Origin of the sequence: Streptomyces spinoverrucosus, assembly GCF_006539505.1 — a bacterium.
GTDB classification, from domain to species: Bacteria; Actinomycetota; Actinomycetes; order Streptomycetales; family Streptomycetaceae; genus Streptomyces; species Streptomyces spinoverrucosus.
Genome location: NZ_BJND01000055.1, coordinates 25,169 through 45,906, shown reverse-complemented (window position 1 = coordinate 45,906; position 20,738 = coordinate 25,169). Strand labels below are relative to the sequence as shown.

The 20,738-nt window shown below is 70.7% G+C and carries 24 protein-coding genes and 2 pseudogenes; 11 read left to right on the top strand and 15 right to left on the bottom strand.

Annotated elements, in window-relative coordinates; all coding sequences use genetic code 11:
* Positions 1-7: 7 nt before the first annotated feature.
* Together SSP24_RS31360 and SSP24_RS31355 are read right to left on the bottom strand one after the other, a co-directional pair.
* Positions 8-388: a VOC family protein gene (locus SSP24_RS31360; RefSeq protein ID WP_141313347.1), complete on the bottom strand. Its 381-nt coding sequence runs from the start codon at positions 386-388 to the stop codon at positions 8-10.
* A 103-nt stretch (positions 389-491) separates the two neighbouring features.
* Complete coding sequence (locus SSP24_RS31355) at positions 492-1,568, bottom strand: ABC transporter substrate-binding protein (RefSeq protein WP_141313346.1); 1,077 nt, start codon at positions 1,566-1,568, stop codon at positions 492-494.
* A gap of 40 nt (positions 1,569-1,608) precedes the next feature.
* Here SSP24_RS31355 and SSP24_RS31350 point away from each other — a divergent pair, with 40 nt between their 5' ends.
* Genes SSP24_RS31350 through SSP24_RS31340 form a run of 3 tightly spaced genes read left to right on the top strand, consistent with a single transcriptional unit; the run spans position 1,609 to position 5,520 of the window.
* A complete protein-coding gene (locus SSP24_RS31350) occupies positions 1,609-2,466 on the top strand; it encodes an ABC transporter ATP-binding protein (protein ID WP_141313345.1) in 858 nt (285 codons plus the stop codon).
* Positions 2,463-3,449: an iron-siderophore ABC transporter substrate-binding protein gene (locus tag SSP24_RS31345; RefSeq protein WP_141313344.1), complete on the top strand. Its 987-nt coding sequence runs from the start codon at positions 2,463-2,465 to the stop codon at positions 3,447-3,449. The genes SSP24_RS31350 and SSP24_RS31345 overlap by 4 nt, the downstream gene beginning before the upstream one ends.
* A 4-nt stretch (positions 3,450-3,453) precedes the next feature.
* Entirely contained in the window at positions 3,454-5,520 is a 2,067-nt protein-coding gene (locus SSP24_RS31340) for an iron ABC transporter permease (protein WP_141313343.1), read from the top strand.
* A gap of 70 nt (positions 5,521-5,590) precedes the next feature.
* Here SSP24_RS31340 and SSP24_RS31335 read toward each other — a convergent pair whose 3' ends face one another.
* Positions 5,591-6,304, bottom strand: a complete 714-nt coding sequence (locus SSP24_RS31335; protein ID WP_229865197.1) for an LmeA family phospholipid-binding protein — start codon at positions 6,302-6,304, stop codon at positions 5,591-5,593.
* 213 nt (positions 6,305-6,517) lie between these two features.
* Between SSP24_RS31335 and SSP24_RS31330 the strand changes: the two genes are divergently transcribed.
* The gene (locus SSP24_RS31330) at positions 6,518-7,195 is read left to right on the top strand and encodes a DUF899 family protein (RefSeq protein ID WP_141313342.1); all 678 of its coding nucleotides are present in this window, start codon (positions 6,518-6,520) and stop codon (positions 7,193-7,195) included.
* 39 nt (positions 7,196-7,234) lie between these two features.
* Here SSP24_RS31330 and SSP24_RS31325 read toward each other — a convergent pair whose 3' ends face one another.
* Positions 7,235-7,513 (bottom strand): hypothetical protein, encoded by a 279-nt coding sequence (locus SSP24_RS31325; protein ID WP_141313341.1) that lies wholly within the window; start codon positions 7,511-7,513, stop codon positions 7,235-7,237.
* Positions 7,514-7,621: 108 nt separating this feature from the next.
* Between SSP24_RS31325 and SSP24_RS31320 the strand changes: the two genes are divergently transcribed.
* On the top strand, positions 7,622-7,888 hold the full coding sequence (locus SSP24_RS31320) for a hypothetical protein (RefSeq protein WP_141313340.1): 267 nt from the start codon (positions 7,622-7,624) through the stop codon (positions 7,886-7,888).
* A gap of 31 nt (positions 7,889-7,919) precedes the next feature.
* Here the strand turns inward: SSP24_RS31320 and SSP24_RS31315 are convergent, their stop codons facing one another.
* Complete coding sequence (locus tag SSP24_RS31315; RefSeq protein WP_141313339.1) at positions 7,920-8,333, bottom strand: PIN domain-containing protein; 414 nt, start codon at positions 8,331-8,333, stop codon at positions 7,920-7,922.
* A complete protein-coding gene (locus SSP24_RS31310; protein WP_141313338.1) occupies positions 8,330-8,593 on the bottom strand; it encodes a CopG family transcriptional regulator in 264 nt (87 codons plus the stop codon). The genes SSP24_RS31315 and SSP24_RS31310 overlap by 4 nt, the downstream gene beginning before the upstream one ends.
* Before the next feature lie 85 nt (positions 8,594-8,678).
* Here SSP24_RS31310 and SSP24_RS31305 point away from each other — a divergent pair, with 85 nt between their 5' ends.
* Positions 8,679-9,293: a dihydrofolate reductase family protein gene (locus SSP24_RS31305; protein WP_141313337.1), complete on the top strand. Its 615-nt coding sequence runs from the start codon at positions 8,679-8,681 to the stop codon at positions 9,291-9,293.
* Positions 9,294-9,385: 92 nt separating this feature from the next.
* Here the strand turns inward: SSP24_RS31305 and SSP24_RS31300 are convergent, their stop codons facing one another.
* On the bottom strand, positions 9,386-11,695 hold the full coding sequence (locus SSP24_RS31300) for an esterase-like activity of phytase family protein (RefSeq protein WP_141313336.1): 2,310 nt from the start codon (positions 11,693-11,695) through the stop codon (positions 9,386-9,388).
* 278 nt (positions 11,696-11,973) lie between these two features.
* Here SSP24_RS31300 and SSP24_RS31295 point away from each other — a divergent pair, with 278 nt between their 5' ends.
* Positions 11,974-12,282 (top strand): hypothetical protein, encoded by a 309-nt coding sequence (locus SSP24_RS31295; protein WP_141313367.1) that lies wholly within the window; start codon positions 11,974-11,976, stop codon positions 12,280-12,282.
* Between the two features lie 24 nt (positions 12,283-12,306).
* Here the strand turns inward: SSP24_RS31295 and SSP24_RS31290 are convergent.
* The 5 genes and pseudogenes from SSP24_RS31290 to SSP24_RS31275 all read right to left on the bottom strand — a co-directional run.
* Positions 12,307-12,429, bottom strand: a pseudogene (locus tag SSP24_RS31290) (twin-arginine translocase TatA/TatE family subunit); the annotation flags it as partial.
* 62 nt (positions 12,430-12,491) lie between these two features.
* A complete protein-coding gene (locus tag SSP24_RS31285; protein ID WP_141313334.1) occupies positions 12,492-12,920 on the bottom strand; it encodes a TerD family protein in 429 nt (142 codons plus the stop codon).
* A 60-nt stretch (positions 12,921-12,980) separates the two neighbouring features.
* Positions 12,981-13,124, bottom strand: a complete 144-nt coding sequence (locus SSP24_RS43400; protein WP_174864753.1) for a hypothetical protein — start codon at positions 13,122-13,124, stop codon at positions 12,981-12,983.
* A gap of 147 nt (positions 13,125-13,271) precedes the next feature.
* Entirely contained in the window at positions 13,272-13,661 is a 390-nt protein-coding gene (locus tag SSP24_RS31280; protein WP_174864752.1) for a hypothetical protein, read from the bottom strand.
* 129 nt (positions 13,662-13,790) lie between these two features.
* Positions 13,791-14,125 (bottom strand): annotated as a pseudogene (locus SSP24_RS31275) (TerD family protein); the annotation flags it as partial.
* A gap of 230 nt (positions 14,126-14,355) precedes the next feature.
* On the opposite strand from SSP24_RS31275, the gene SSP24_RS31270 reads away from it, so the two are divergent.
* Positions 14,356-14,745: a BlaI/MecI/CopY family transcriptional regulator gene (locus SSP24_RS31270; protein ID WP_141313333.1), complete on the top strand. Its 390-nt coding sequence runs from the start codon at positions 14,356-14,358 to the stop codon at positions 14,743-14,745.
* Between the two features lie 6 nt (positions 14,746-14,751).
* Positions 14,752-15,684 (top strand): M56 family metallopeptidase, encoded by a 933-nt coding sequence (locus tag SSP24_RS31265; RefSeq protein ID WP_141313332.1) that lies wholly within the window; start codon positions 14,752-14,754, stop codon positions 15,682-15,684.
* Between the two features lie 112 nt (positions 15,685-15,796).
* Here SSP24_RS31265 and SSP24_RS31260 read toward each other — a convergent pair whose 3' ends face one another.
* Together SSP24_RS31260 and SSP24_RS31255 are read right to left on the bottom strand one after the other, a co-directional pair.
* Positions 15,797-16,252 (bottom strand): tellurite resistance TerB family protein, encoded by a 456-nt coding sequence (locus SSP24_RS31260; RefSeq protein WP_141313331.1) that lies wholly within the window; start codon positions 16,250-16,252, stop codon positions 15,797-15,799.
* A 136-nt stretch (positions 16,253-16,388) separates the two neighbouring features.
* Complete coding sequence (locus tag SSP24_RS31255) at positions 16,389-17,369, bottom strand: sporulation protein (RefSeq protein WP_141313330.1); 981 nt, start codon at positions 17,367-17,369, stop codon at positions 16,389-16,391.
* A 255-nt stretch (positions 17,370-17,624) separates the two neighbouring features.
* Between SSP24_RS31255 and SSP24_RS31250 the strand changes: the two genes are divergently transcribed.
* Both SSP24_RS31250 and SSP24_RS31245 read left to right on the top strand, forming a co-directional pair.
* Positions 17,625-18,962 (top strand): hemolysin family protein, encoded by a 1,338-nt coding sequence (locus tag SSP24_RS31250; RefSeq protein WP_141313329.1) that lies wholly within the window; start codon positions 17,625-17,627, stop codon positions 18,960-18,962.
* A complete protein-coding gene (locus SSP24_RS31245) occupies positions 18,959-19,981 on the top strand; it encodes a hemolysin family protein (protein WP_141313328.1) in 1,023 nt (340 codons plus the stop codon). Before SSP24_RS31250 ends, SSP24_RS31245 begins: the two co-directional genes overlap by 4 nt.
* Before the next feature lie 28 nt (positions 19,982-20,009).
* Here the strand turns inward: SSP24_RS31245 and SSP24_RS43395 are convergent, their stop codons facing one another.
* Positions 20,010-20,555, bottom strand: coding sequence for a hypothetical protein (locus tag SSP24_RS43395; RefSeq protein ID WP_174864751.1), 546 nt, complete (start codon positions 20,553-20,555; stop codon positions 20,010-20,012).
* Positions 20,556-20,738: the final 183 nt, after the last annotated feature.

Below are 20,738 nucleotides of genomic sequence, written 5' to 3'. Positions count from 1 at the left end.
AGAGCCGTCAGAGCGGGTTGAGGCGGGCCTTGAGCAGGCAGAACTCATTGCCCTCGGGGTCCGAGAGGACGTGCCACTGCTCCTCGCCGGTCTGACCGATATCGGCCGGGCGCGCCCCGAGCTTCAGGAGGCGTTCCAGCTCGGCGTCCTGATCGCGGTCGGTGGCGTTGACGTCGATGTGCAACCGGGACTTCCCCGGCTCCGGCTCGTCCCTGCGGCTGAGGATGATCGTCGGCTGCGGGCCGCCGAACCCTTCGCGCGGCCCGATCTCGATGCAGTCGTTCCCTTCGCGATCGAGCACCACGAAGTCCAGGACCTCGCACCAGAACCGCGCCAGCACCTCGGGGTCGCGGCAACCGAGCACGAGCTCACTGATACGACATGCCATTGACGAAACCTACTCTCAGCCCGCAGGACAACACGCTCGAGACCGTACCGGGGGAGGCGAGCAGGTGCGAAGGGTTTTTGGGGTCCGTAGAGAAGCGGTGCCGCTATGCCTCGAGCCTCTTCGACTTCCCCACAGCCGCTGCGAGGCGTTCGAGGACCGGGGCCCACCCCGCGTAGCTGAAGCGCTCCTCCATCGACCAGGGGGTGATCTGATCGGCCTTGACCGCGGGCAGTTGCCGCCAGGTGGCCTTCTCGTTCAGTTGCTCCACGGACATGGAGGTGGAGCGGTTGTCGACCATGATGAGGTCGGCGTGGTACTTGTCGGCGTTCTCCCAGCTGAGGAACTCCCAGAAGCCCCACTCGTCGACCTTCTTGCCCTCGACGAACTCCACGCCCAAGTCCTTGAAGTAGTTCAGGTCGCAGTAGGAGTCCGGGACGGCGACGTAGAAGTTGTCCTTGTCGCCGGTGACCGCCATCACCTTCAACCCGCCGTTGCCCTGCGCTGCCGTACGCAGCGTCTCGACGGCCTTCTCGAAGCGGGCCTTGGCGTCGGTGACCTTCTTCGCGCCCAGGTCGGCGCCGAGCGACTCGGCGAGTTCGGCGGTGCGCCGCAGCGGGTTGAGCAGCGAGGTGCGGGCGACGCTGATGCCGGCCGTCGGCGCCAGGGCCTCGACCTTGTCCTTGCTCTCCTCGGGCACGTACCACAGCTCCGGCGCCGGGAACATGTTGCTGACCAGCAGGTCGGGCTTCAGGGCGGCGTACTTCTCGATGTTGAACTGGCCCCAGGCGGTGCCCAGACTGGTCAGCTTGGATACGTTCATGTCGCCGGCCTGCGGGTTGGGCTTGCCGTTCACCGGCTCGCTGGGGCCGAAGACCCCCTTGCATTCGATGCCGTAGTCGTACAGCGCGGCGGCGGTGCTGACGAACGCGACGATGGTCTGAGGCTTCTTGTCGGTCTTGACCGTGCGGCCGCGGTCGTCCTCGAAGGACCAGGGGCCGCCGCTCTTGCTCGCCTCGGCTGCCGAGGAGTCGGCTGTGTCCTTGTCGTCGCCGCCGCACGCGGCGAGGACAGGGCCGAGGGCGAGCGCGCCACCCGCCGCAAGGAAGCGGCACCTGTCGCCATGGGTGGAGCTGGGCTGCCGATCTTTGGCTGAACTTCTTCTTGCCCCGGCCGTTCCCACCCCTCACCGGTTCTGCTTAGGTTAGGCTAACCTGTGCCGCGTGCAATCAGGCGAAGAGACCTCTGCGGCGGCGCGCACCCGCGGTCATGAACTGTCGGCCACGGGTGTCACCGTGGCCTACGACGGCGTCGACGTCGTACACGACGCGTCGGTGACGTTGCGGCCGGGCGAAGTGACCGTGCTGGTGGGTCCGAACGGCAGCGGGAAGTCGACGCTGCTGCGGACGATCGCGCGGCTGCAGCGGCCCAGGACCGCCACACTCGCCATCGACGGCACGGACGGCCTCGCGCTGACTTCTCGTGAGTTCTCGCGCCATGTCGCGCTGTTGACGCAGGGCCGTCCCACGCCCAGCGGGCTGACCGTGCGGGACGTCGTCGAGTTCGGCCGCTACCCGTACCGGGGCCGCTGGGGCAGGGCCGACCCGGACGGCCGGGCCGCGGTGGACCGCGCGCTGGCCATGACGGGCGTCGCGGAACTCGCCGAGCGCGGCGCCGAGCACCTGTCCGGGGGACAGCTTCAGCGCGTGTGGCTCGCGAGCTGCCTCGCCCAGGAGACCGGCGTACTGCTTCTGGACGAGCCGACGACGTACCTCGACCTGCGCTACCAGATCGAACTCCTCGATCTCGTCCGCGACTTGGCCGACGACCACCGGATCGCCGTCGGCGCCGTCCTGCACGACCTGGACCAGGCCGCGGCCCTCGCCGACCGGATCGTGCTGCTGCACGAGGGGCGGATCGTCGCGGACGGCCTCCCCGAAGACGTACTCACAGCTCAGCGGCTGACCGACACCTACGGCATCCGCATCGAAGTCGGCACCGACCCCCTGACGGGCCGGCTGCGTACCCGCGCGATCGGCCGACACCACTCGCGAAGCGAAAGGCTCAGCACACCCTCATGAGACGCCTGATGATGACCGCGGCGGTCGCCACCGCCGCGGCGCTCACCCTGACCGCCTGCGGTACGACCGAGCCCGCCGCCGACAGCGACGACGCGAAGAAGACGAACGAGGCCATCACCCTCACCGACGCCTCGGGCACGAAGGTCGAACTCGACGGGCCGGCCAAGAAGGTCGTCGGCACCGAGTGGCACGAGGTCGAGCTGCTGGTATCGCTGGGTGTCGACCCGGTGGGCGTCGCAGACGTCAAGGGCTACAAGACCTGGGACCAGGCGGTGCCGCTGAAGAACGAGCCCAAGGACATCGGCACCCGCGGCGAGCCCAGCATGGACACCATCGCCGCCCTGAAGCCCGACCTCATCGTCGCCAGCACCGACCTGCCGCCGGCCGCCGTGAAGCAGCTGCGCAACGTCGCCCCGGTCGTGGAGGTGAAGTCCGCCAACGCCTCCGACCCCATCGGGCAGATGAACAAGAACCTCGACCTCCTGGCCCAGGCCACCGGCACAACCGAGCAGGCCGAGAAGCTCAAGAAGGACTTCGACGCGAAGATCGCCGAGGGCAAGAAGGCCCTCGCGGACGCAGGTCTCGGCGGCGCCAAGTACGCCTTCGCCGACGGCTACGACATCTCCAACCAGGTCTCGATCCGGCCGTTCACCAGCGGCTCGCTCATCGGCGCGGTCAACGAGCAGCTCGGCCTGAAGAACGACTGGTCGGTCGAGGGCGACAAGGACTACGGGCTCGGCACCACCGACGTCGAGGGGCTCACCAAGCTCAGCGACGACGTGCAGTTCGCCTACATCGGCAACGACGGGGACAAGAGCAGCACTCCATGGACCGGCGCGCTGGCCAAGGACAAGGTGTGGACCTCGCTGCCGTTCGTGAAGAAGGGCAACGTCCACCGGCTGCCGGACGGCATCTGGATGTTCGGCGGTCCCGAGTCGATGGGTCAGTACATCGACTCCGTCGTCGCCGAGCTGACGAAGTAGCACCATGGCCGTCACCGCTACAACTCCCGCCACCCGTCCGTCGGCGGTCACGTCCCGGACGGGCGCGGCCGCGGTGACGGCCGCTCTGGTCCTGCTGGTCGCGGCCCTCGCGGTCGTCGACATCACGCAGGGCACGGCCGCCGTCGGCGCCGGTGAGATATGGAAGGCACTCACCGGCCGGGCCGACCCGGCCGACGCCTCCGTCGTCATCGCCTCCCGGCTGCCACGGATGACCGCCGGGATCCTGGTCGGGGCCATGCTCGGGATGGCGGGCGCCGCCCTGCAGGCGGTCAGCCGCAACGTCCTCGCCTCGCCCGACACCCTCGCCGTCAACGCCGGTTCCTACCTTGCCCTCGGTCTTGTCGCCGTCACCGGCGTCTCGCTGCCGCTGTTCGCCTCCTCCGCTGTCGCACTCGTCGGCAGCCTCGCCGCCGCGGCCGTCGTGCTCGGACTGTCCGGCCTGGGCACGGGCACCGTGCGCCTCGTACTCGCCGGCACCGCCCTCATGCTCGGCCTCAACGCCGTCACCGAGGGGTTGCTCCTGCTGTTCCCCGAGGAGACCCACGGGCTCTACCAGTGGAACCAGGGCAGCATCGCCCAGAACGGCTTCGACGGCGTGGTCCGGATGGCACCCATCGGCCTCGTCGGCCTGCTGGGGCTGCTGCTGGTCGCCCGCCGGGTCGACGCTCTCGCCCTCGGCGACGACGCCGCCCGCGGCCTCGGTGTGCCGGTCCGCGCCACACGCATCACGGCCGTCGTGCTCGCGGCGCTGCTGTCCGCGGCGGCCGTCACCCTGGCCGGACCGATCGGCTTCGTCGGCCTGTGTGCCCCCGCGCTCGTACGCCCCCTCGCCCGCAGGTTCCGGGCCTTCGCCCGGTCCCGGGCGAGCCTTCCGGTCACCGCCCTGATCGGTGCGGCGCTGGTCCTCGGCTCGGACGTGCTGTTGAGGTCCCTCGTGCGATCGGACCTCGCGGTCGCCGTGCCGACGGGCGTCGTCACCAGCCTCGTCGGTGCCGTGTTCCTGATCGTGATGGCCGTCCGGCTGAAGGACACCGCGGCCTCCGCCGCACCCGACCGGCTGCGCATCAGGAGCCGGGCCGTCTTCCTCACCGTCACGGCCGTCCTGGTGGTGGTGCTCGTCGGTGTGACGATCGCCGCCGTGCTGCTGGGCGACGCCAAGCTGCTGCTGGGCGATGTCGTGAACTGGGCGCAAGGGAGGGCGGGTCAGACCGTGTCCTTCGTGCTCGACACCCGGGTGCCCCGGGTCCTCGCGGCGCTGCTGGCGGGCGCGGCACTCGCCCTGTCCGGGACACTCATCCAGGCCGTGACCCGCAACCCGCTCGCCGAACCCGCCGTCCTAGGCGTCTCCGGCGGGGCCGCGCTGGGCGCCGTACTCCTGGTGACGACCGCGCCGCTGGCCGACTCGTGGGGACTTGCGGGCGCGGCGTTCGCGGGCGCCGCGGTCAGCTCCGTCATCGTCTTCGGCCTCGCCGCCCGGGGCGGGTTCCAGCAGAACAGGCTCGTGCTCGTCGGCATCGGCGTCGCCACCGCCGCCACCGCTCTGATCAGCCTGCTGATCGTCCTCACCGACCCCTTCAACGCGGTCAAGGCCCTCACCTGGCTGTCCGGTTCCACCTACGGCCGGACCATGCCGGACGTCGCGCCGCTCGCGGCCGTTCTGGCTCTGGGGTTGGTCGTCGCGGTGCTGCGGCGCGCGGAGCTCGACCTCGTCTCGCTCGACGAGGACACCCCGCGCCTGCTGGGCATCGACCTGGCACGGGGGCGGCTCGGCTTCCTCGTCCTGGGCGTCCTGCTGAGCGCCACCGCCGTCGCCGCCGCGGGCACGATCGGCTTCGTGGGACTCGTCGCCCCGCACGCCGCCCGGGCCCTGGTGGGCCGTCAGCACGTCCGGGTGATCCCGGTGGCCGTGCTGCTCGGCGCCGCACTCGTGTGCACCGCGGACCTGCTGGGCCGCACGGTGATCGCGCCGGCCCAGCTCGGCGCCGGGATGGTGACCGCCGTGATCGGTACGCCGTACTTCCTCTATCTGCTGGTACGAAGCCGCCGGTAGGACGTAAACGGCCACCCCTGTACCTCAACTACTCCCGTCCGTCACCGAGTCATCGCTCGCGATCGGCGCCTCAACCTCCGTAGCGCGACGAGCCAAGCGTCACCTGGTGACCGACGAGGCTGATCTCGATGCCGTCCGCGGTGGCCCGCGCCGCTGTGAAGCCGACGCCCGCCGGGAGATCGACCCGCCAGACGGTACTGGCCCTTTCGGCACCAGGAACGGTCAGGGAGAGCTCCGTTCCCTGCGCCAGGAGCGTCCCCGTGGTGTTCAACGCCGTGCCACCGACCGTGCCCGAGACCTTGACGCGTGCCGCCTGGCCGCTCGATCCCGCCGCCTGGGAGACCTGCAGCGGGCCGCCGTTGCCCGCGAGCCGGGTCACCACGCCGGACAGCTCCTTGTACGACAGGGACAGGGTGCCGGTGGCGAGGTTGGCTTCCGCACTGCGCGCTGTCAGCGACGTCACCTTCACATCGCGCAAGTTCAAGTGGAGACGGTCGATGTGCAGATAGCCGCCCTGCGTATTGCTCGTGGTGTCGATGGAGAACCGGCCCGCGGTCAGCGTCACATGACCGAAGTCCTGCCCGGCTGCCTGGGTCAGGAACGGAAAGCCCTCGATCGACACGTCAAGATAGCCGTCGGTGGTGTTGCCGTAACCGTACTTCTCCTTCGCGAGCTGGGCGGCCTCCTTGTCCGCGTAGTGCACGGCGAGCCGGTCGGCAGCCGTGAACAGCACGGCGAGCACCACGACTGTGATCGCCAGAACCTTCACCCATCGACGTCTCACGCCGATCCCCCCGTTGTTGTTGCGATGCCGTTGTGGCGGCCGTTGTGGCGGCCCGCTGCGGGACGCTGTAGGGCCGTTGGACACGAACGCATGTCCTGTTATTCAAACCCGGGTCAAACTTGCCCGGCTCGGACGCCTTCAGCTCAACTGTCGGCGACTGTGGAGCCGCCATAGACTCGGGGACCGGGGGGATGGCCACCCCAGGAGGACGCGATGCGGCACACCAGACTGGCCGACGAATCGACTGACTACCTCGACGCCCGCGAAGCGCTGCGCCTGGCCGAGATCGACCTTATGCGCCACCGCGAGAAGGTCGCGGCCCAGCGGCGGGCGCTCCCCCAGGGGCCACCCGTCGACGACTACGTCTTCATCGAGGGCCCCGCCGACCTCGACGCAGGCGACACACCGGTCCGCGAGGTCACTCTGAGTGAGCTGTTCACCGCCCCGGACCGCCCGCTGATCGTCTACCACTTCATGTACGGCAAGCTGCAGACCGACCCCTGCCCGATGTGCACCATGTGGATCGACGGCTTCAACGGCATCGCCCACCACATCTCCCGCAACGCGGACTTCGCCGTCGCCGCAGCCGCCGACGTGCCCACCCTCCGGCAGCACGCCCGCAACCGCGGCTGGCACCGGCTACGGCTCCTGAGCTGCGGCGACAGTACGTTCAAGTACGACCTGGGCAGCGAGGACAAGGACGGCGAACAGGACTCCACCGTCTCCGTCTTCACCCGCGACGGCGACGGCACGATCCGCCACTTCTACTCCACCCACCCACGCATGGCCGACGACATCGACGAGCGCGGCATCGACCTCCTGGCCCCCGTCTGGCACCTCCTCGACCTGACCCCGCAGGGCCGCGGCGACTGGTACCCGATCATCGACTAGCGGCGACCGAGCAAGCGTGGGCGCTCCCCCCCGCCGCAGTCAGGTCTCCATCACGGCATCGCAGTCGGGGCAGACCACGGATGCGTACTCCGCGGGGTACCAGGGTGCCCCGGGGCGCTCGGTGGTCTTACCGCGGGCCGTTTCCATGGCGAAGGTGTCCTTGCCGCAGAGGGTCCGCGGTCCCGTGGCGGAGGGCTCTCCGGGGGCGGTGGGCGCGGCGTGCACCCTGCGGACGGGCCGTTCTTCATCACCCGGTGCACCCGAAGAAGATCGTGCGGTCACGGGCTTGCCGAGCTCGTAGACGACGATGTAGCTCACACATCTACCGTAGGCGGCCGCGGGGTGAACCCGGCGCGGACGTGACGGGCACGGACAGCGAGAATCGACAGACCACAACGACATCGACAACGACGACGGGGGGAACCTGTGCACAGACCGGCCCCGCGCTGCGCCACGGCCCTGTATGCGATATCCGCGACCTGCGCCGCCATAGGCGCCCTGCTGTGGGTACGCGGCCAGACCAGCGCGCTCCCCAGGAGCTACGGCGCCTTCCTGGCGGCCGACGGCTACACCCCCTCGGCCTGGCGGGTGTGGTCACAGGCAGTGCCCCAAGAGCGTCTTGGTCTGTACCTCATCGCGGCCGCGCTGGTACTGGCGGTGGCGGCGCGTCTGTTCTCCGCCCGGCGCGGCTGACCACTGCGGCTCGCGGCAACCGCGGCCGGGCTCAGACCTTGATCACGGTGGCCCGTCCGCCGCACAGCGCAGTCAGGTCCTCGGGATCCGACGTGAGGATCGTGACGGGGCCGGGGGAAGCGAGGGCGGTGGCGGCGAGCATGGCGTCGATGGCGTATTTGTGGCCGTGCAGACCGGCGTCGGCGAGGAGGGCTGCGGCGTGACGGGCGACCGGCTCGATGACCGGTTCCACGACCAGGCGGGACAGCGTCCACTCCAGGGCCGGGCGGTTGATTCGCGGGTGGACCACCTCGACCAGAGTCGCCGCGGACGTGATCACGCGCAGGTCGTCGCCGCGGGCCAGGGCCAGCCAGCCCGTGACCGTGCGGTCGCGCAGCACGGCCTTGGCCAGCCCCTCCCTGTCGAGAACGAGGGTGCCGCCGGGGACGGCGGGGGAGCGGGTCACGCGGTGTCCGCTCCGCCCCGCATCTGCTCGCGGCGGGCCTGATGGAGCTGGTCGCGCAGCGCCTGGATCTCCTCGTCCGTGATGGGGCCGTGGTCGGCCTCGGCGACGGCGATGAGTTCGTTGAGGTTGTCGCGTTCGATCTGGCGGGCGACCGCGGCGGCCACGTAGGCGGACAGACCGGAGGGACCGCTGCGCGCCTTTGCGGCCTCGGCGATGTCGCGCGGCATGGTGATCGAGTACTTGCCGGTGGGCTCACTCATGCTACTTATCCTACTCGGGATCCTCCCGTGCGCGGCCTGTGGCACTGAGCGATGACTTCGGGCGGCGGATCGGGTCTGCCCTGGCATGACTCGAATCATCGCCGACATCTCGGTCTCCCTCGACGGCTTCGTCACCGGGCCCGACCCCGGCCCGGACAACGGGCTCGGCACCGGCGGCGAGGCCCTGCACACCTGGGCATTTTCCGAAAACTCCGACGACCGCCGGGTCCTGCGTGAGGCGACCGCCCGCTCGGGCGCCGTCGTCCTGGGCCGTCGGCTCTTCGACGTGGTCGACGGGCCGAACGGCTGGGACGACAAGACCGGTTATGGCGCCGGCGAGGTCGGCAAGCCCGCTTTCGTGGTCGTGACGAGCTCGCCGCCGAAGTCGGTGCGACTCACCGACCTCGACTGGACGTTCGTCACCACCGCTCTGTCCGACGCGGTCACCGCCGCGCGCGAGCGCGCCGAGGCGGCGTCGTCGGACAGCGGGAAGGACCTCGACGTCGTCCTCATGGGCGGCGGCGCCACGATCGCCTCGGCGCTCGACGCCGGGCTGGTCGACGTGCTGACGCTGCACCTCGCGCCCGTCGTGCTGGGCGCCGGGACGCCGCTGTTCACCGGCGGAGCTCCGCGCACGCTGGTGCAGCGGAGCGTGACCTCGACATCGACCGCGACACACCTGACCTACGACGTCCTCTGAACGTCGCTGCGGAACTTCGCCGAGCAATCAACGGCGCCAAGGCGGCCACCGGCGAAGTGCTGGTGGCCGCCCGATGAGCGGCGTGGGGTTGGTCAGCCGCGCCGTCCGAAGATCCTCTTGCTGGAGCCGAGGTCCAGGAAGACCGTCTCCCCGGTGGCGTCGTCCAGCGCGTCGTTGTCGGTGACGGCGTAGACGTCACCGTTGCCGGCCACGGTCAGGCCTTCGAGCTTCTCCTGGGTCCAGCCGTTCGTCGCCCGGAGGTCGGGCAGGACGTCGTGGGCAAGCTTCTTGGGCAGCACGGGCAGGGAGCCCGATGGGGCCGCCGACTTCGGCATGTCGACGGTGTAGATCCGCTTCACCTTCGCGGCGGGGCCGTTCAGCTTGTCGCGCTCGATGACGGCGAGCTTGTCACCGACCACGGTGATCTCGGAGAGGCCGATCCAGTCACCCGGCGTGGTGGTGGTACCGAGCCGGTAGCCGTACCAGCTCCAGGTCCCGGCCTGGACGTCGTACCGGCCGAGCCGGACGATCCCCGCCGGGTCGGTCTTGACCTCACGCTGCAGCGCGGCCCAGACGACCTCGCGACCGTGCCGGTCGGTGGTGGCGGTGACCCCCTCGAAGCCCTGTCCGCCGAGGCCCGCGGCGACGTCCGCCGGCAGGGAGACGACCTGCTGGGTCACCCCGTCGCGGTCGAGCCGGACCAGCTGGTTGCCCGCCCCGGTCTTGCCTTCCACGGCGAGCCAGTAGCCGCCCTGCGGCCGGGCGAAGATGCCCTCGGCGTCGTAGCCGACCGGCTGTCCCGCGGCGTCCTTGACGGTCAGCGCCCGCGTGATGACCGCCGGCCGGCGTGCCGTGTCGACGGTGAGGATCCTGGTGGGGGAGTACGCCGCGTCGGTGACGGTGTACAGCTGGTGCGGCCGACCCGGTACGGCGGAGAGCGCGCCGAGCGCGCCCCAGCCGATCGGCGCGCCGGTGGAGTCCGGGGCCGAGACGATCCCCGGGAACGCCGGGGTGCCCTTGCCGAGACGGAAGACGCTCACCGAGGCCCGTACGCCCGCCTCGGCGTCGTCCTCCTCGCTGGAGACCGCGAGCAGGCCGCGCGAGGGGATCGGCAGCAGGCCCTCGGGGCCGTTGGTGGTGGGCAGCACCTGGCGGAAGACCGGACGGGTGGGCCGGCTGATGTCGTAGACGGCGACGAAGTTGCTGCGCTCGGAGCCGACGAAGGCGTAGCGCACGCCGTCGTACTCGGCGATCGCCAGGCCCTCCGGTTCGGTGCCCTTGTTCTCCGACCGGCCCTCGTTGAACAGCCCGTAGCGCACGGCGAGCCGCTCGAAGCTGTTGCCCGCGTCCCAGACGACCTTCCCCGTCCGGCTGTCGAAGACGGACCAGCCGCGGGTGCCGCCGCGCCAGTCGCCCTCGTTGGCGGTCGCGAGGTAGCGGTCGTCGATCCAGCCCAGCGCGTCGGGCTCGCGCGGCACGTCGGTGATCGAACCCGTCAGGTCGATCGTGCCGTCCTCGACCGTGTCGATGCCGCCCACGGACGCCGTACCGGCGCTGAACGCCTTGGTGATCCGGCCGGTCGGCAGGTCGATCAGGACGACGCCGTTGTTCTCCTGCAGCGTCAGGGCGAGCTGATTGCGGCTGTTGACGGAGACGTACTCCGGCTCCGGGTCGGTCGGTTCGGTGATTCCGGCGGCGGCCAGGGTGGGCAGCGCGGTGCCGTCGGCATGGGTCAGCGGAACGGCCCGGGTGCGCCAACCGGCAGGCGAGGAGCCGCTCTTGAGGTCGACGATCTGCACGAACCCGGCCGGCAGCTGGGGCAGGTCACCCTCCTCGCCACCGGGCGGGGTGGCTTCCTCGTCGCGCTCGTTCTCGATCGCGATGGCGGCGTACCGCTTGTCCTTGCTGATCGCGATGGAGTCGGGCTGCCCGCCGAGGTCGAAACTCGCGACGCGCTTGCGGTCGCGCAGGGAGATGACGTCGAGTCGCCCGGAGGGGGCGGTGTGGCTCGCGCTGGTGTTCACCACGACGAGGACGTACTGGCCGACCACGGACACCGAGGTGGGTTCGTCCTCGGCGTCGCCCAACTGCGCCAGTGACAGGGTGCCGAGCCCGCGCGGGCGCTCGGCGTGCCTGATGTCGAGAAATCCGATCCGCCGGGCCGCCGCGTCGGTGTAGACGAGCGTCCTGCCGTCCTCGCTCACAGCCGATATCTCCGCGACGGTCTCGGAGGCCGTGTCCTCACCCGCCGGCCGGTTCTGGAAGACCGGGTAGGTGGCGGTGCGTTGGAAGGCCACCGGCCGCTGAGGTCTGTGATCCGCGTTCGCCACACCAGCGGCCGCCAGGGTGCCGGCGGCCAAGCTCAGGGCCGCGAGCGCGGCGTAGGTTCTCTTCGGGGACATCGTTCCTCCGGTACGGTCCATCAGGCGCCGGATCGTCCCACTCATGGATACGTGCCGACGGGGCGACCGAATGAACAACCGGCAAAGATCACGTACGCTCCCGGGCCCCTGCCGGGCCGAGCCGAGTGCACGAGCTCCTGTCGCAGGCCTGTGCTCCCTTCCTCGCCGCTGCGGACGACCGTGGGCGACCAGGCTGCTTCTCGGCCCCGACTGGCGTGCGGGTGAGGCACGTAGCAGCCTGGAGACAGGGGATGTTCCCAACACTGCCGCTCAAGGAGATGGCCGTGACTGCTGCTGACTACGACACCAAGTCGGACACCGCGTTCTTCGCCGACATCACGGAGGTGTTCAGGAAGCACCCCGAAGCCGCCAAGAAGTACGCCCTGGCGAGCCTCGCAGTCGAGCACAAGCTGGACGTCGACTACTCCCGGCAGTACGGAGTCTCCTGGACCGAGGGCGACCGGGTCATCACCGAGTTCCGTGATCGGGACGAGAAACCTCCGGTGGTCCGGGCCCGGATCTGCCTCAAGTACGAGCTGCGGGGACAGGACCTGGAGTGCGTGCACTGGATCGACGCTGAGGAGTGACCGTCACAGCCCCGCGGGCCGTTCAGCCTCGGCCTTGAGGATGCGAGCCGACTTGCCGGCGGAGCGGGCGAGGTCGGGGAGGCGTTTGGGGCCGAGGACGAGTATGACAACGATGAGGATGATCGCGAGTTCGCTCAGTCCGAACATGCTGGTTCTGCCTCCTGGGGAGCGCTGTTGACCGGGCCTGCACCCCGGGGTTCGGCCGGCGGTTACAGGTGGGGTGCGATGGACGGCAGCAGGTCCTGGAAGGTGCGGCCGGTGGCGGGTTCGCCGATGGCCTTCATCTGCCAGGTGTCGCCGGTGCGGTGGACCTTCGCCATGATCTGTGCGGTGTGGTTACCGCCGCCGGTGAGGGTGTAGCGGGCGAGTTCGGCGCCGGAGGTGAGGTTGTCGCCGGTGTGCCGGACGGAGCCGTCGTCGCTGGTCAGGTGCTGGAAGAAGACGACGTCCGCGATCTGTCGCGAGGCGCAGAGCACGGCGGAGGCATCCAGGTCGATCTCGCGTGCGCCGGTGAGCTTGGCGAGGAAGCCCTTGCGGGGTGCGGCCTGGCAGCCCAGGCCCATGCGGACGTAGATCAGGGTGCTGCCGTCGGATTTGCTGAGGCTGATCTGCTGATCCTTGCTCAAGTTCACCGACATCAGGGGTGGTTCTCCTTCGGGTGTCCGGGCGTCGGATACGGCGGTGCCTGTGGGTGCGGGCTAGAGGGTGTGAGTGGAGGCGCCGTTGGGGTCGGAGGGCGGGGCGCCCGGGGGCGGCTGCTCGGGCGGCGCGGAGCGCAGGAGCGGGTCCTTCCGGATGGACTGGCGGTCCTTCCGGATGGACTGGCGCAAGTAGGGCAGCATGCCGCGGTCCAGCAGCGCCCGCTGCCAGTTCAGGCGTGCCTGCTCCAGCCGGTCGGCGTGTGGCGGGCCGCCGCGTCTGCGTATCGCGGTGTGCAGCAGTGCGGTGAGGGCGACGAGTGTGCCGACCGCCGCGACGAGCGCGAGGACTCAGCCGGCGGTGACGAGCGAGCCGGGCAGTGTGCCCTGCACATCGGCCAGTTGGAGCAGGTAGCCCAGGACGAGGAGGACCGCGGCGGAGGTGGCGGACACGGGCGGTGTGAGCACCAGGAGGGCGGGCAGCAGGGTGCCGTCAGCGGCCGGGCGGCGCGCGCCGCTCCGAGCGGACCTGCGCACGGCGATGTACTCCTGGTAGTCGTCCGCAACGACCGCCGTGATCTCGTCGGCGGCCGCGAGTGCCGTGGCATGCAGGCGTGCGGCCGCCCGGCCGGTGGGGTCGGCGGACAGGGCGCCGCGGATGTCCGGGGTACTCAGCGCCAGGTGCAGCACCGCTACGAAGTCCGCTCGGTCCTCCGGGTGCAGTCGGGGCGGGCCGGTCACGTGATCTCGCTCTCCTGACTGGCTGGGACGGAAGGCGGTGCACACCGGCATCGACGCGCGGTCGCATGCGGAAGGCGACCGTCGGGCCCGTCCCCGAGCGGCGGGCCCGACGGCGCGGTCGGTGCGAGGTCAGACGTTGACGCCGAAGTCGGCGGCGATCCCGGCCAGTCCGGAGGCATAGCCCTGCCCGACCGCGCGGAACTTCCACTCGGCGCCTCCCCGGTACAGCTCGCCGAAGACCGGACCTGGCCGAAGCTCTGGCCACGACCCTCGGCGTCGTGGATGGAGACCGGGAACACGATCCCGTCGACCTCGGCGGGCACGGCCGCGAGGTTCACCTTGACGACCTCGTCGTCGCCCTCGCCCTCACCGGTGAGGTTGTCGCCGGTGTGCTCCACCGAACCGTCCGGGCTGGTGAGGTTGTTGTGGAAGACGAAGTGCCGGTCGGACAGGACCTTGCCGGACGCGTCGCACAGGGAAACTCCCACTGCGAACTCCTCCTTGGCGTGTGCGGTCCGGGCCCGCTGCACTGGCCCGGACAAACAATCTACATGCCTGTAGAAGATACGGAAGGGTGGCGCGGCCATGCATGTGGCGGTGGCCTGGTGAGGCTCGTCGGGCGGCACGGAGGCGTCCTGGTCGTCTATACGATGTCCGGTCGGGAAACGGACGCGCGGCGGAAGGGAGCCAGGGCATGGCGGAGCACCGGCAGCGTCCCCGGCGGCGGGGACAGGGCGAGCTGGAGGCGCAGGTCCTGTCCGTGCTGCGGGAAGCGGACGGTCCCGCGACGGCCGGCTGGGTGCAGGAGCGGCTGGGCGGGGACCTCGCCTACACGACCGTGATCACGATCCTGACCCGGCTCCTGGCCAAGGGGGCGGTCACCCGGGAGCGTGCGGGCCGGTCCTTCGCCTGGACGGCGGCCTCGGACCAGGCGGGCCTGGCCGCGCGGAAGATGCGCAGGCTGCTGGACGCCGAGAGCGACCGGGAAGCGGTGCTGGCCAGCTTCCTGACGGGCCTCGGCCCGGATGACGAGCGGCTGCTGCGCGAACTGCTGGAGCAGTCGCGGAGTGAAGGGGAAGACTGAAGCCTCATGGGGTTGTTCGTCTTTCTGCCGCTGGTGCTGCCCTTAACGGCGTGGCCGATCGCGCGTCTGGCCGAGCAGCACCTGCATCCGCGCACCGCGACACGGCTGCTGACCGGCGTGGCCGGGGTGATGGCGATGTGCAGCACCGTGTGCCTGGGGCTGGTGATGGTGGTCGGCACCGCCCAACTGCCGGGCAACCCGCTGCCGGACGGCTGGTCCGATCCGGAAGTGCGCGAGGCCGTGCCGTACGACGAGGTCGTCGGCAAGGCGGCGATCCCCGCGCTGTGCGCGGTGGTCGTGGCCTGCGGCCGGACGCTGTGGCGGCACGGCCGGGTGCGCCGCCGCGCTCACCGGGCGCTGGCCGGGCTGCCCGGCACGCAGGTGGCGGTGCTGCCCGACGAGGTGCCGTACGCGTACGCGCTGCCGGGCGGCCGCCGCGGCCGCGTGGTGGTGACCACGGCCCTGCTGGACTGCCTCGAACCCGCCGAACGCCGGGCACTGTTCGCCCACGAGCGGGCCCATCTGGCCGCGCGGCACCACCGCTTCCTGCTCGCCGTCCAACTGGCCGCGCGGGCCAATCCGTTCCTGCGGCCGCTACGGACGGCCGTGTCGTACACGACCGAGCGGTGGGCGGACGAGGAGGCGGCGCAGGCAGTCGGCAGCCGCCGGACGGTGGCCTGCGCGATCGGCAGGGCTGCGCTGGTCTCCCGCGGGACTCCGGTGGCCACGCTCGCGGGCCTGGCGGCGCCGGGGCCGGTGCCGCGCCGAGTGGCCGCGCTGCTCGGTCCGGCTCCCCTGATGCGCAGCTGGCCGTCCGTGTTCACGTCGGTGGGCCTGGCGGCGTGGGGCGCGGCAGCGGGCACGGCCGTGTCCGCGATGTCGTCCGCGAACTCCGCGGTGACCATGTTCTTCATCCTGTACGCCGCCACGCCCCTGTGAGCGGGGATGGGCGCCGGTCGGACGCGGTCCGCCGGAACGGCCGGCCGTAGCGCGACGGGTGCCGGGCCGGCGTCGTCACCGGCGTCCGCCCGGCACAAGCGTCGCAGGGTGATCAGAGGTCGAACTCGTGCGGCGGCAGTTCGAGGATGTGGCACGCCTCGCGGACGACGGCCTGCTCGGTCTTGTCGAAGTCGCCGTCGGCGCCGCCGATGACGATGCCGATCTGGATCACGGCACGGGCCTCGGCGGGCTTCTTCTTCGCCTTGGCGACCTCCTGCAGGACGCTGACCTTGCCGAAGTCGAAGTCGGCGGTGAGCTTGTTCAGGTTGTCCTCGAAGCGCCGCTGCAGGTCCATGGCGTCGAAGTTCTGCAGCACCTCGTTGGAGGCGATCAGCTGGGCCACGCGGCGCCGCTCGGAGGGGTCGATGGTGCCGTCGGCGGCCGCCACCAGGGCACACATCGCCATGCTGGCGTCGCGGAAGGCGCCGCTCTTGAGGTCGTTCTTCTTCGCCATCAGCTGGGTCTGCATCGTCGATGCGGACTCCTTGATGCGGTCCCACAGGGCCATGAGAACTCCGTACGTGTCAGGGGTGAGTTCGGACCGAGCCGTTCCGGACATCGGTCTTCTACGTCAATGTAGAAGTTATCAGCGAGGGCGGAGAATCGAGACTCTCCGCCCGCCCTGCCGGCGCATCGTTTACCGTTCAGCCTTCCTCTTCCTCCTCGTCGCCCTCGAAGAAGTCGCCGACCTCGTCGACGACTTCGGCCGCGACCATGCCGCCGACGACCCCGACCGCCAGCCCGGCCGCCCCCGCGGCGATGGCCGTGCCCATGCCGGGGCCGGAGCGGTGGCCGTCGTGGTGCTGGTGATCGTCGTGGCCGTAATGGACGCCGTGGACATGGCCGTACGAGGCCCGGTGCTGGACCAGTTGCCGGATCCAGCCGTCGACGATGCTGTTCCAGTCCTGGTGCTCGACTCCGTCGTGGGAGACGGTGAACCGGGTCAGCGCGTCATGGCCGGAGGAGAAGAAGCCGCCCCGCTGGTCCGCCTCCAGGACGACCTCCATGCCGCCCGGGTCGGCCAGGAAGGTCACCTCGATCTCGTTGACCTGCTGCGCGTACTGCGGCGCCGTGGTCAGCTCGATCTCCTGGTAGAAGGGCAGCTGCAGCCCGGTCCCGCCGATACGGCCGTACTCCAGGTCCGCGGACTTGAAACCGAAGCCGAGCTGCCCGAGCGCTTCGAGGATCGCCTCCTGCGCGGGCAGCGGACCGACGTTCAACTGATCCAGGTCGCCCCTGTCCTTCGCGCCGGCCACCGCCAGCTCGGTACGCACGCCGAGGACGATGCCCAGGCCCTGCCCGTACAGCTCGGTGATCGGTGTCTCCCAGGGCAGCACCACGGTGAATGGGACGCTGTGCAGATCACCCGCGGCGAGCCGGAAGCCACCGCCGACCGTGAACCGCTCGAAGGCGACGACGCCCTCGCTCTCGCCCTCGTCGTGCTCGGCCTCGACCCGCGCGACCAACTCCAAGGTGATGTGCTCGATCTCGAAGTCGGCCTCCCCGCCCTTGAGGTGGACCTGGCCGGTCAGTGCGCTGCCCGGGCGGGCGGCTCCCGGGTCAAGGACCGTGTCGACCGTGGGTCCGCCCACGCCGAGCGATCCGAGCAGTCGTTTGAACACCATCGTGGCGTCCACTCCTTAAGCGTGCGTGTCTTCCGTTCGGGTGCGGTGCCGTGCGCCCGGCCCTGACGCGGGCCTTCTACAAACGAGTAGAAGCATAGGGCAACCTTTACAGTGGGTGTAGAAGCCACCGCTTCCACCCGCTGTCCTTGTACGCGTCTTGAGAAGGAGCGACGGTCTCCCGATGGGTGAGCCTCCCAGTACCGGCCGTGCCATTCCCCGCCCGACTCCTGTGACTGAGGGAGCGGGGGTGGCGCGGTGACCGAGGTCCTGCTGCTTCTGCTGGCCCTTCTCCTCACCTTGGCCTGCGCGGTGTTCGTCGCGGCCGAGTTCTCGCTGACCACCGTGGAGCGCGGTGAACTGGAGCGTGCCGCCGAGGCCGGTGAGCGTGGCGCGGACGGTGCGCTGAAGGCCGTACGCCGCCTGACTCTGCAGCTGTCCGGCGCTCAGCTCGGCATCACCGTCACCTCGCTGGTGATCGGCATGCTCGCCGAGCCGTCCCTCGCGGCGCTGCTGCGGGGCCCGCTGCGGGCGGTCGGTCTGGGCGGTGCCACCTCGTCGGTGGCGACCGTGCTGGGCGTGGTGGTCTCGACCGTGGTGCTGATGGTGGTCGGCGAGCTGGTGCCTAAGAACTGGGCGATCTCCCGGCCGCTGGCGGTGGCGAAGGTGGTGGCCGGGCCGCAGCGCGGCTTCACGGCCGCCTTCGGCCCGTTCATCCGGCACCTGAACGGCACCGCGAACCGTTTCGTGCGCCGCCTCGGCCTGGAGCCCGCCGAGGAGCTGGCGTCGGCCCGCACCGCCGAGGAGCTGGGCGCGCTGGCCCGACACTCGGCCGCCGAGGGCGCCCTGGAGGCGGACTCCGCCGAGTTGTTCGTACGGACCCTGCACCTGAGCGAGCTGACCGCGGAGAACGTGATGACCCCGCGGGTGGACGTCAAGGCCCTCGAAGTGCAGGCGACGGCCGCCGATGCCGCGAACCTCTCCCACGCCACCGGCCTGTCCCGTTTCCCCGTCTACCGCGACAGCCTGGACGAGGTGGTGGGCACCGTCCATATCCGCGATGTGCTCGCCCTGGAGCCGGAGAAGCGGGCTGTGACGCCGATCACGGACCTGGCCACCGAGCCCCTGCTGGTGCCGGACAGTCTGACCGCCGACCGGCTGCTGGAGCGGCTGCGCGCGAGTCGCACCATGGCCGTGGTCGTCGACGAGTACGGCGGTACGGCGGGCGTGGCCACGGTCGAGGACATCGTCGAGGAGGTCGTCGGCGAGGTCCGCGACGAGCACGATCCCCTCAAGACCCCCGACCTGGTGCCCGCCCCGGCGACGGGGGACGGGCGCGCGGTGTGGGAGGCGGACGGCGGCGTCCGTATCGACCAGCTCGCCGGGACAGGACTGGCGGCCCCTGAGGGCCCGTACGAGACCGTGGCCGGACTGATCGCCACCCGCCTGGCCCGTATCCCCGCCAAGGGAGACGTCCTGGAGCTCGACGGCTGGCGGCTGGACGTGCTGGAGGTCGAGCATCACCGTGCCGACCGGGTCCGGATCACCGAGCCGGCTGTGGCGCTGCCGCGCCGGCTCGCGGAGGGGGTGCGATGACCGCGCTGCAGCTCGCCATCGGCGCCCTGATGGTGCTGATCAACGCCTTCTTCGTCGGCGCCGAGTTCGCCCTGATCTCGGTGCGCCGCAGCCAGATCGAGCCCCGCGCGAGGGAGGGCCACACGCGGGCCCGTATGACGCTGTGGGCCCTGGAGCACCTCTCCGCGATGATGGCCACCGCTCAGCTCGGTATCACCGCCTCCTCGCTGGTGCTGGGCGCGGTCGCCGAACCGGCCATCGCCCATCTGCTGGAGCCCGCCTTCGAGACGGCCCACGTCCCGCACGGCCTGGTGCACCCCATCGCCTTCGTCATCGCCCTGACCCTGGCGACGTATCTGCACATGCTGATCGGCGAGATGATCCCGAAGAACATCGCGGTTGCCGCCCCGGTTCCCACGGCGCTGCTTCTCGGCCCGCCCCTGGTCGCCCTCACCCGGGCGCTCCAGCCGGTGATCTTCGGCATCAACGCCTTCGCCAACGCCCTGCTCAAACTGCTGCGGGTCCAGCCGAGGGACGAGGTCGAGGCGGTCTTCACCGACGACCAGCTGGCCCGCATGGTCGTCGACTCCAGCGAGGCCGGGCTGCTCACCCCCGCCGACGGCGAGCGGCTGCGCGACGCGCTGGAACTGGGCATCCGCCCGGTCGGTGAGATCCTCGTCCCCGCTCAGAAGATGCGGACCGTGGAGGCCTCGATCACTCCGGCGCGGCTGGAGCGGATGGCCGCCGACGCGGGCTACTCCCGCTTCCCGGTCACCGGCGCGGGCGGCACCCTCCTCGGCTACCTGCACATCAAGGACACCCTCGGCGTCGCCGACCGCGACCAGCCGTTTCCGCCCGGTGCCCTGCATCCGGTGACCCGGGTCCGTATCGGCACCCCGCTCGACGACACCCTCACCACCCTGCGCGCCGAGGGCAGCCATCTCGCGGGCGTGCTCGGCGAGGGCGGCAAGGTGATCGGTTTCGTGACCATGGAGGATGTCCTCTCCGAGCTGGTCGGCCCGGCCCCGGCTACGGCATGATCGCGCGCCGCGGGTGTGAGATCCCGGCTCACGGTGTTCCGGTGGGCTCGGCTTCGGGGCGGTCGGTGTCCTGGCCCATCTCAGGCAGGCCCAGGGAGGCGGTGCCCCAGAGGATGATCGCCGCCGCGAATCCCACGGTCATCTGCACGGCGCTCGCCGGAGCACCGACCAGTCCGATGGCGGCGCCCGCCACACCGGCCACGACCAGCAGGGCCCCCGTCAGATGGAACCGCCGCTGCCCGAAGAGGGTGGCCAAGGGCAGGAAGTGGACACCTACCACCACGGCCACCAGAGCGGGGATCAGCTCGGGCACGCCGGCCTTGCTCGCGCCGAAGGCGACGACGGCGATGGCCAGCCACTGCAGGGCGTTGACCCAGACGAAGCGGCGGCGCACGTCGGGTGGGGGAGCCGTGCCCGGCTTTCCCCGGCCACGTCCGGTGCGCCACACCCCTGCCGCGAGGGCACAGCCGGCGAGAGCAGCCACCGGCCACAGCGGTTCACCCACGGCGCTCGTGCCCGCCAGCCACCACACCAGGCCGAAGCCGGTCAGTAAAGCCGAACCGATCCGCTCCACGGTCCCCCCTCCCGAGGCCGACACCACCCCGCGGGCCGGACAGGTCCGGAACCCTCCGTGGTCGCACGGTCCCCGGATGCGCCGGGAACCAGGATGTGGCCAGAATCGTTTCTCTGTTCCCACTGCTATCAGAGGAGTACCGATCTTGTCCGCCAGATCGACGGACCCCCCGGGGCACAGTCC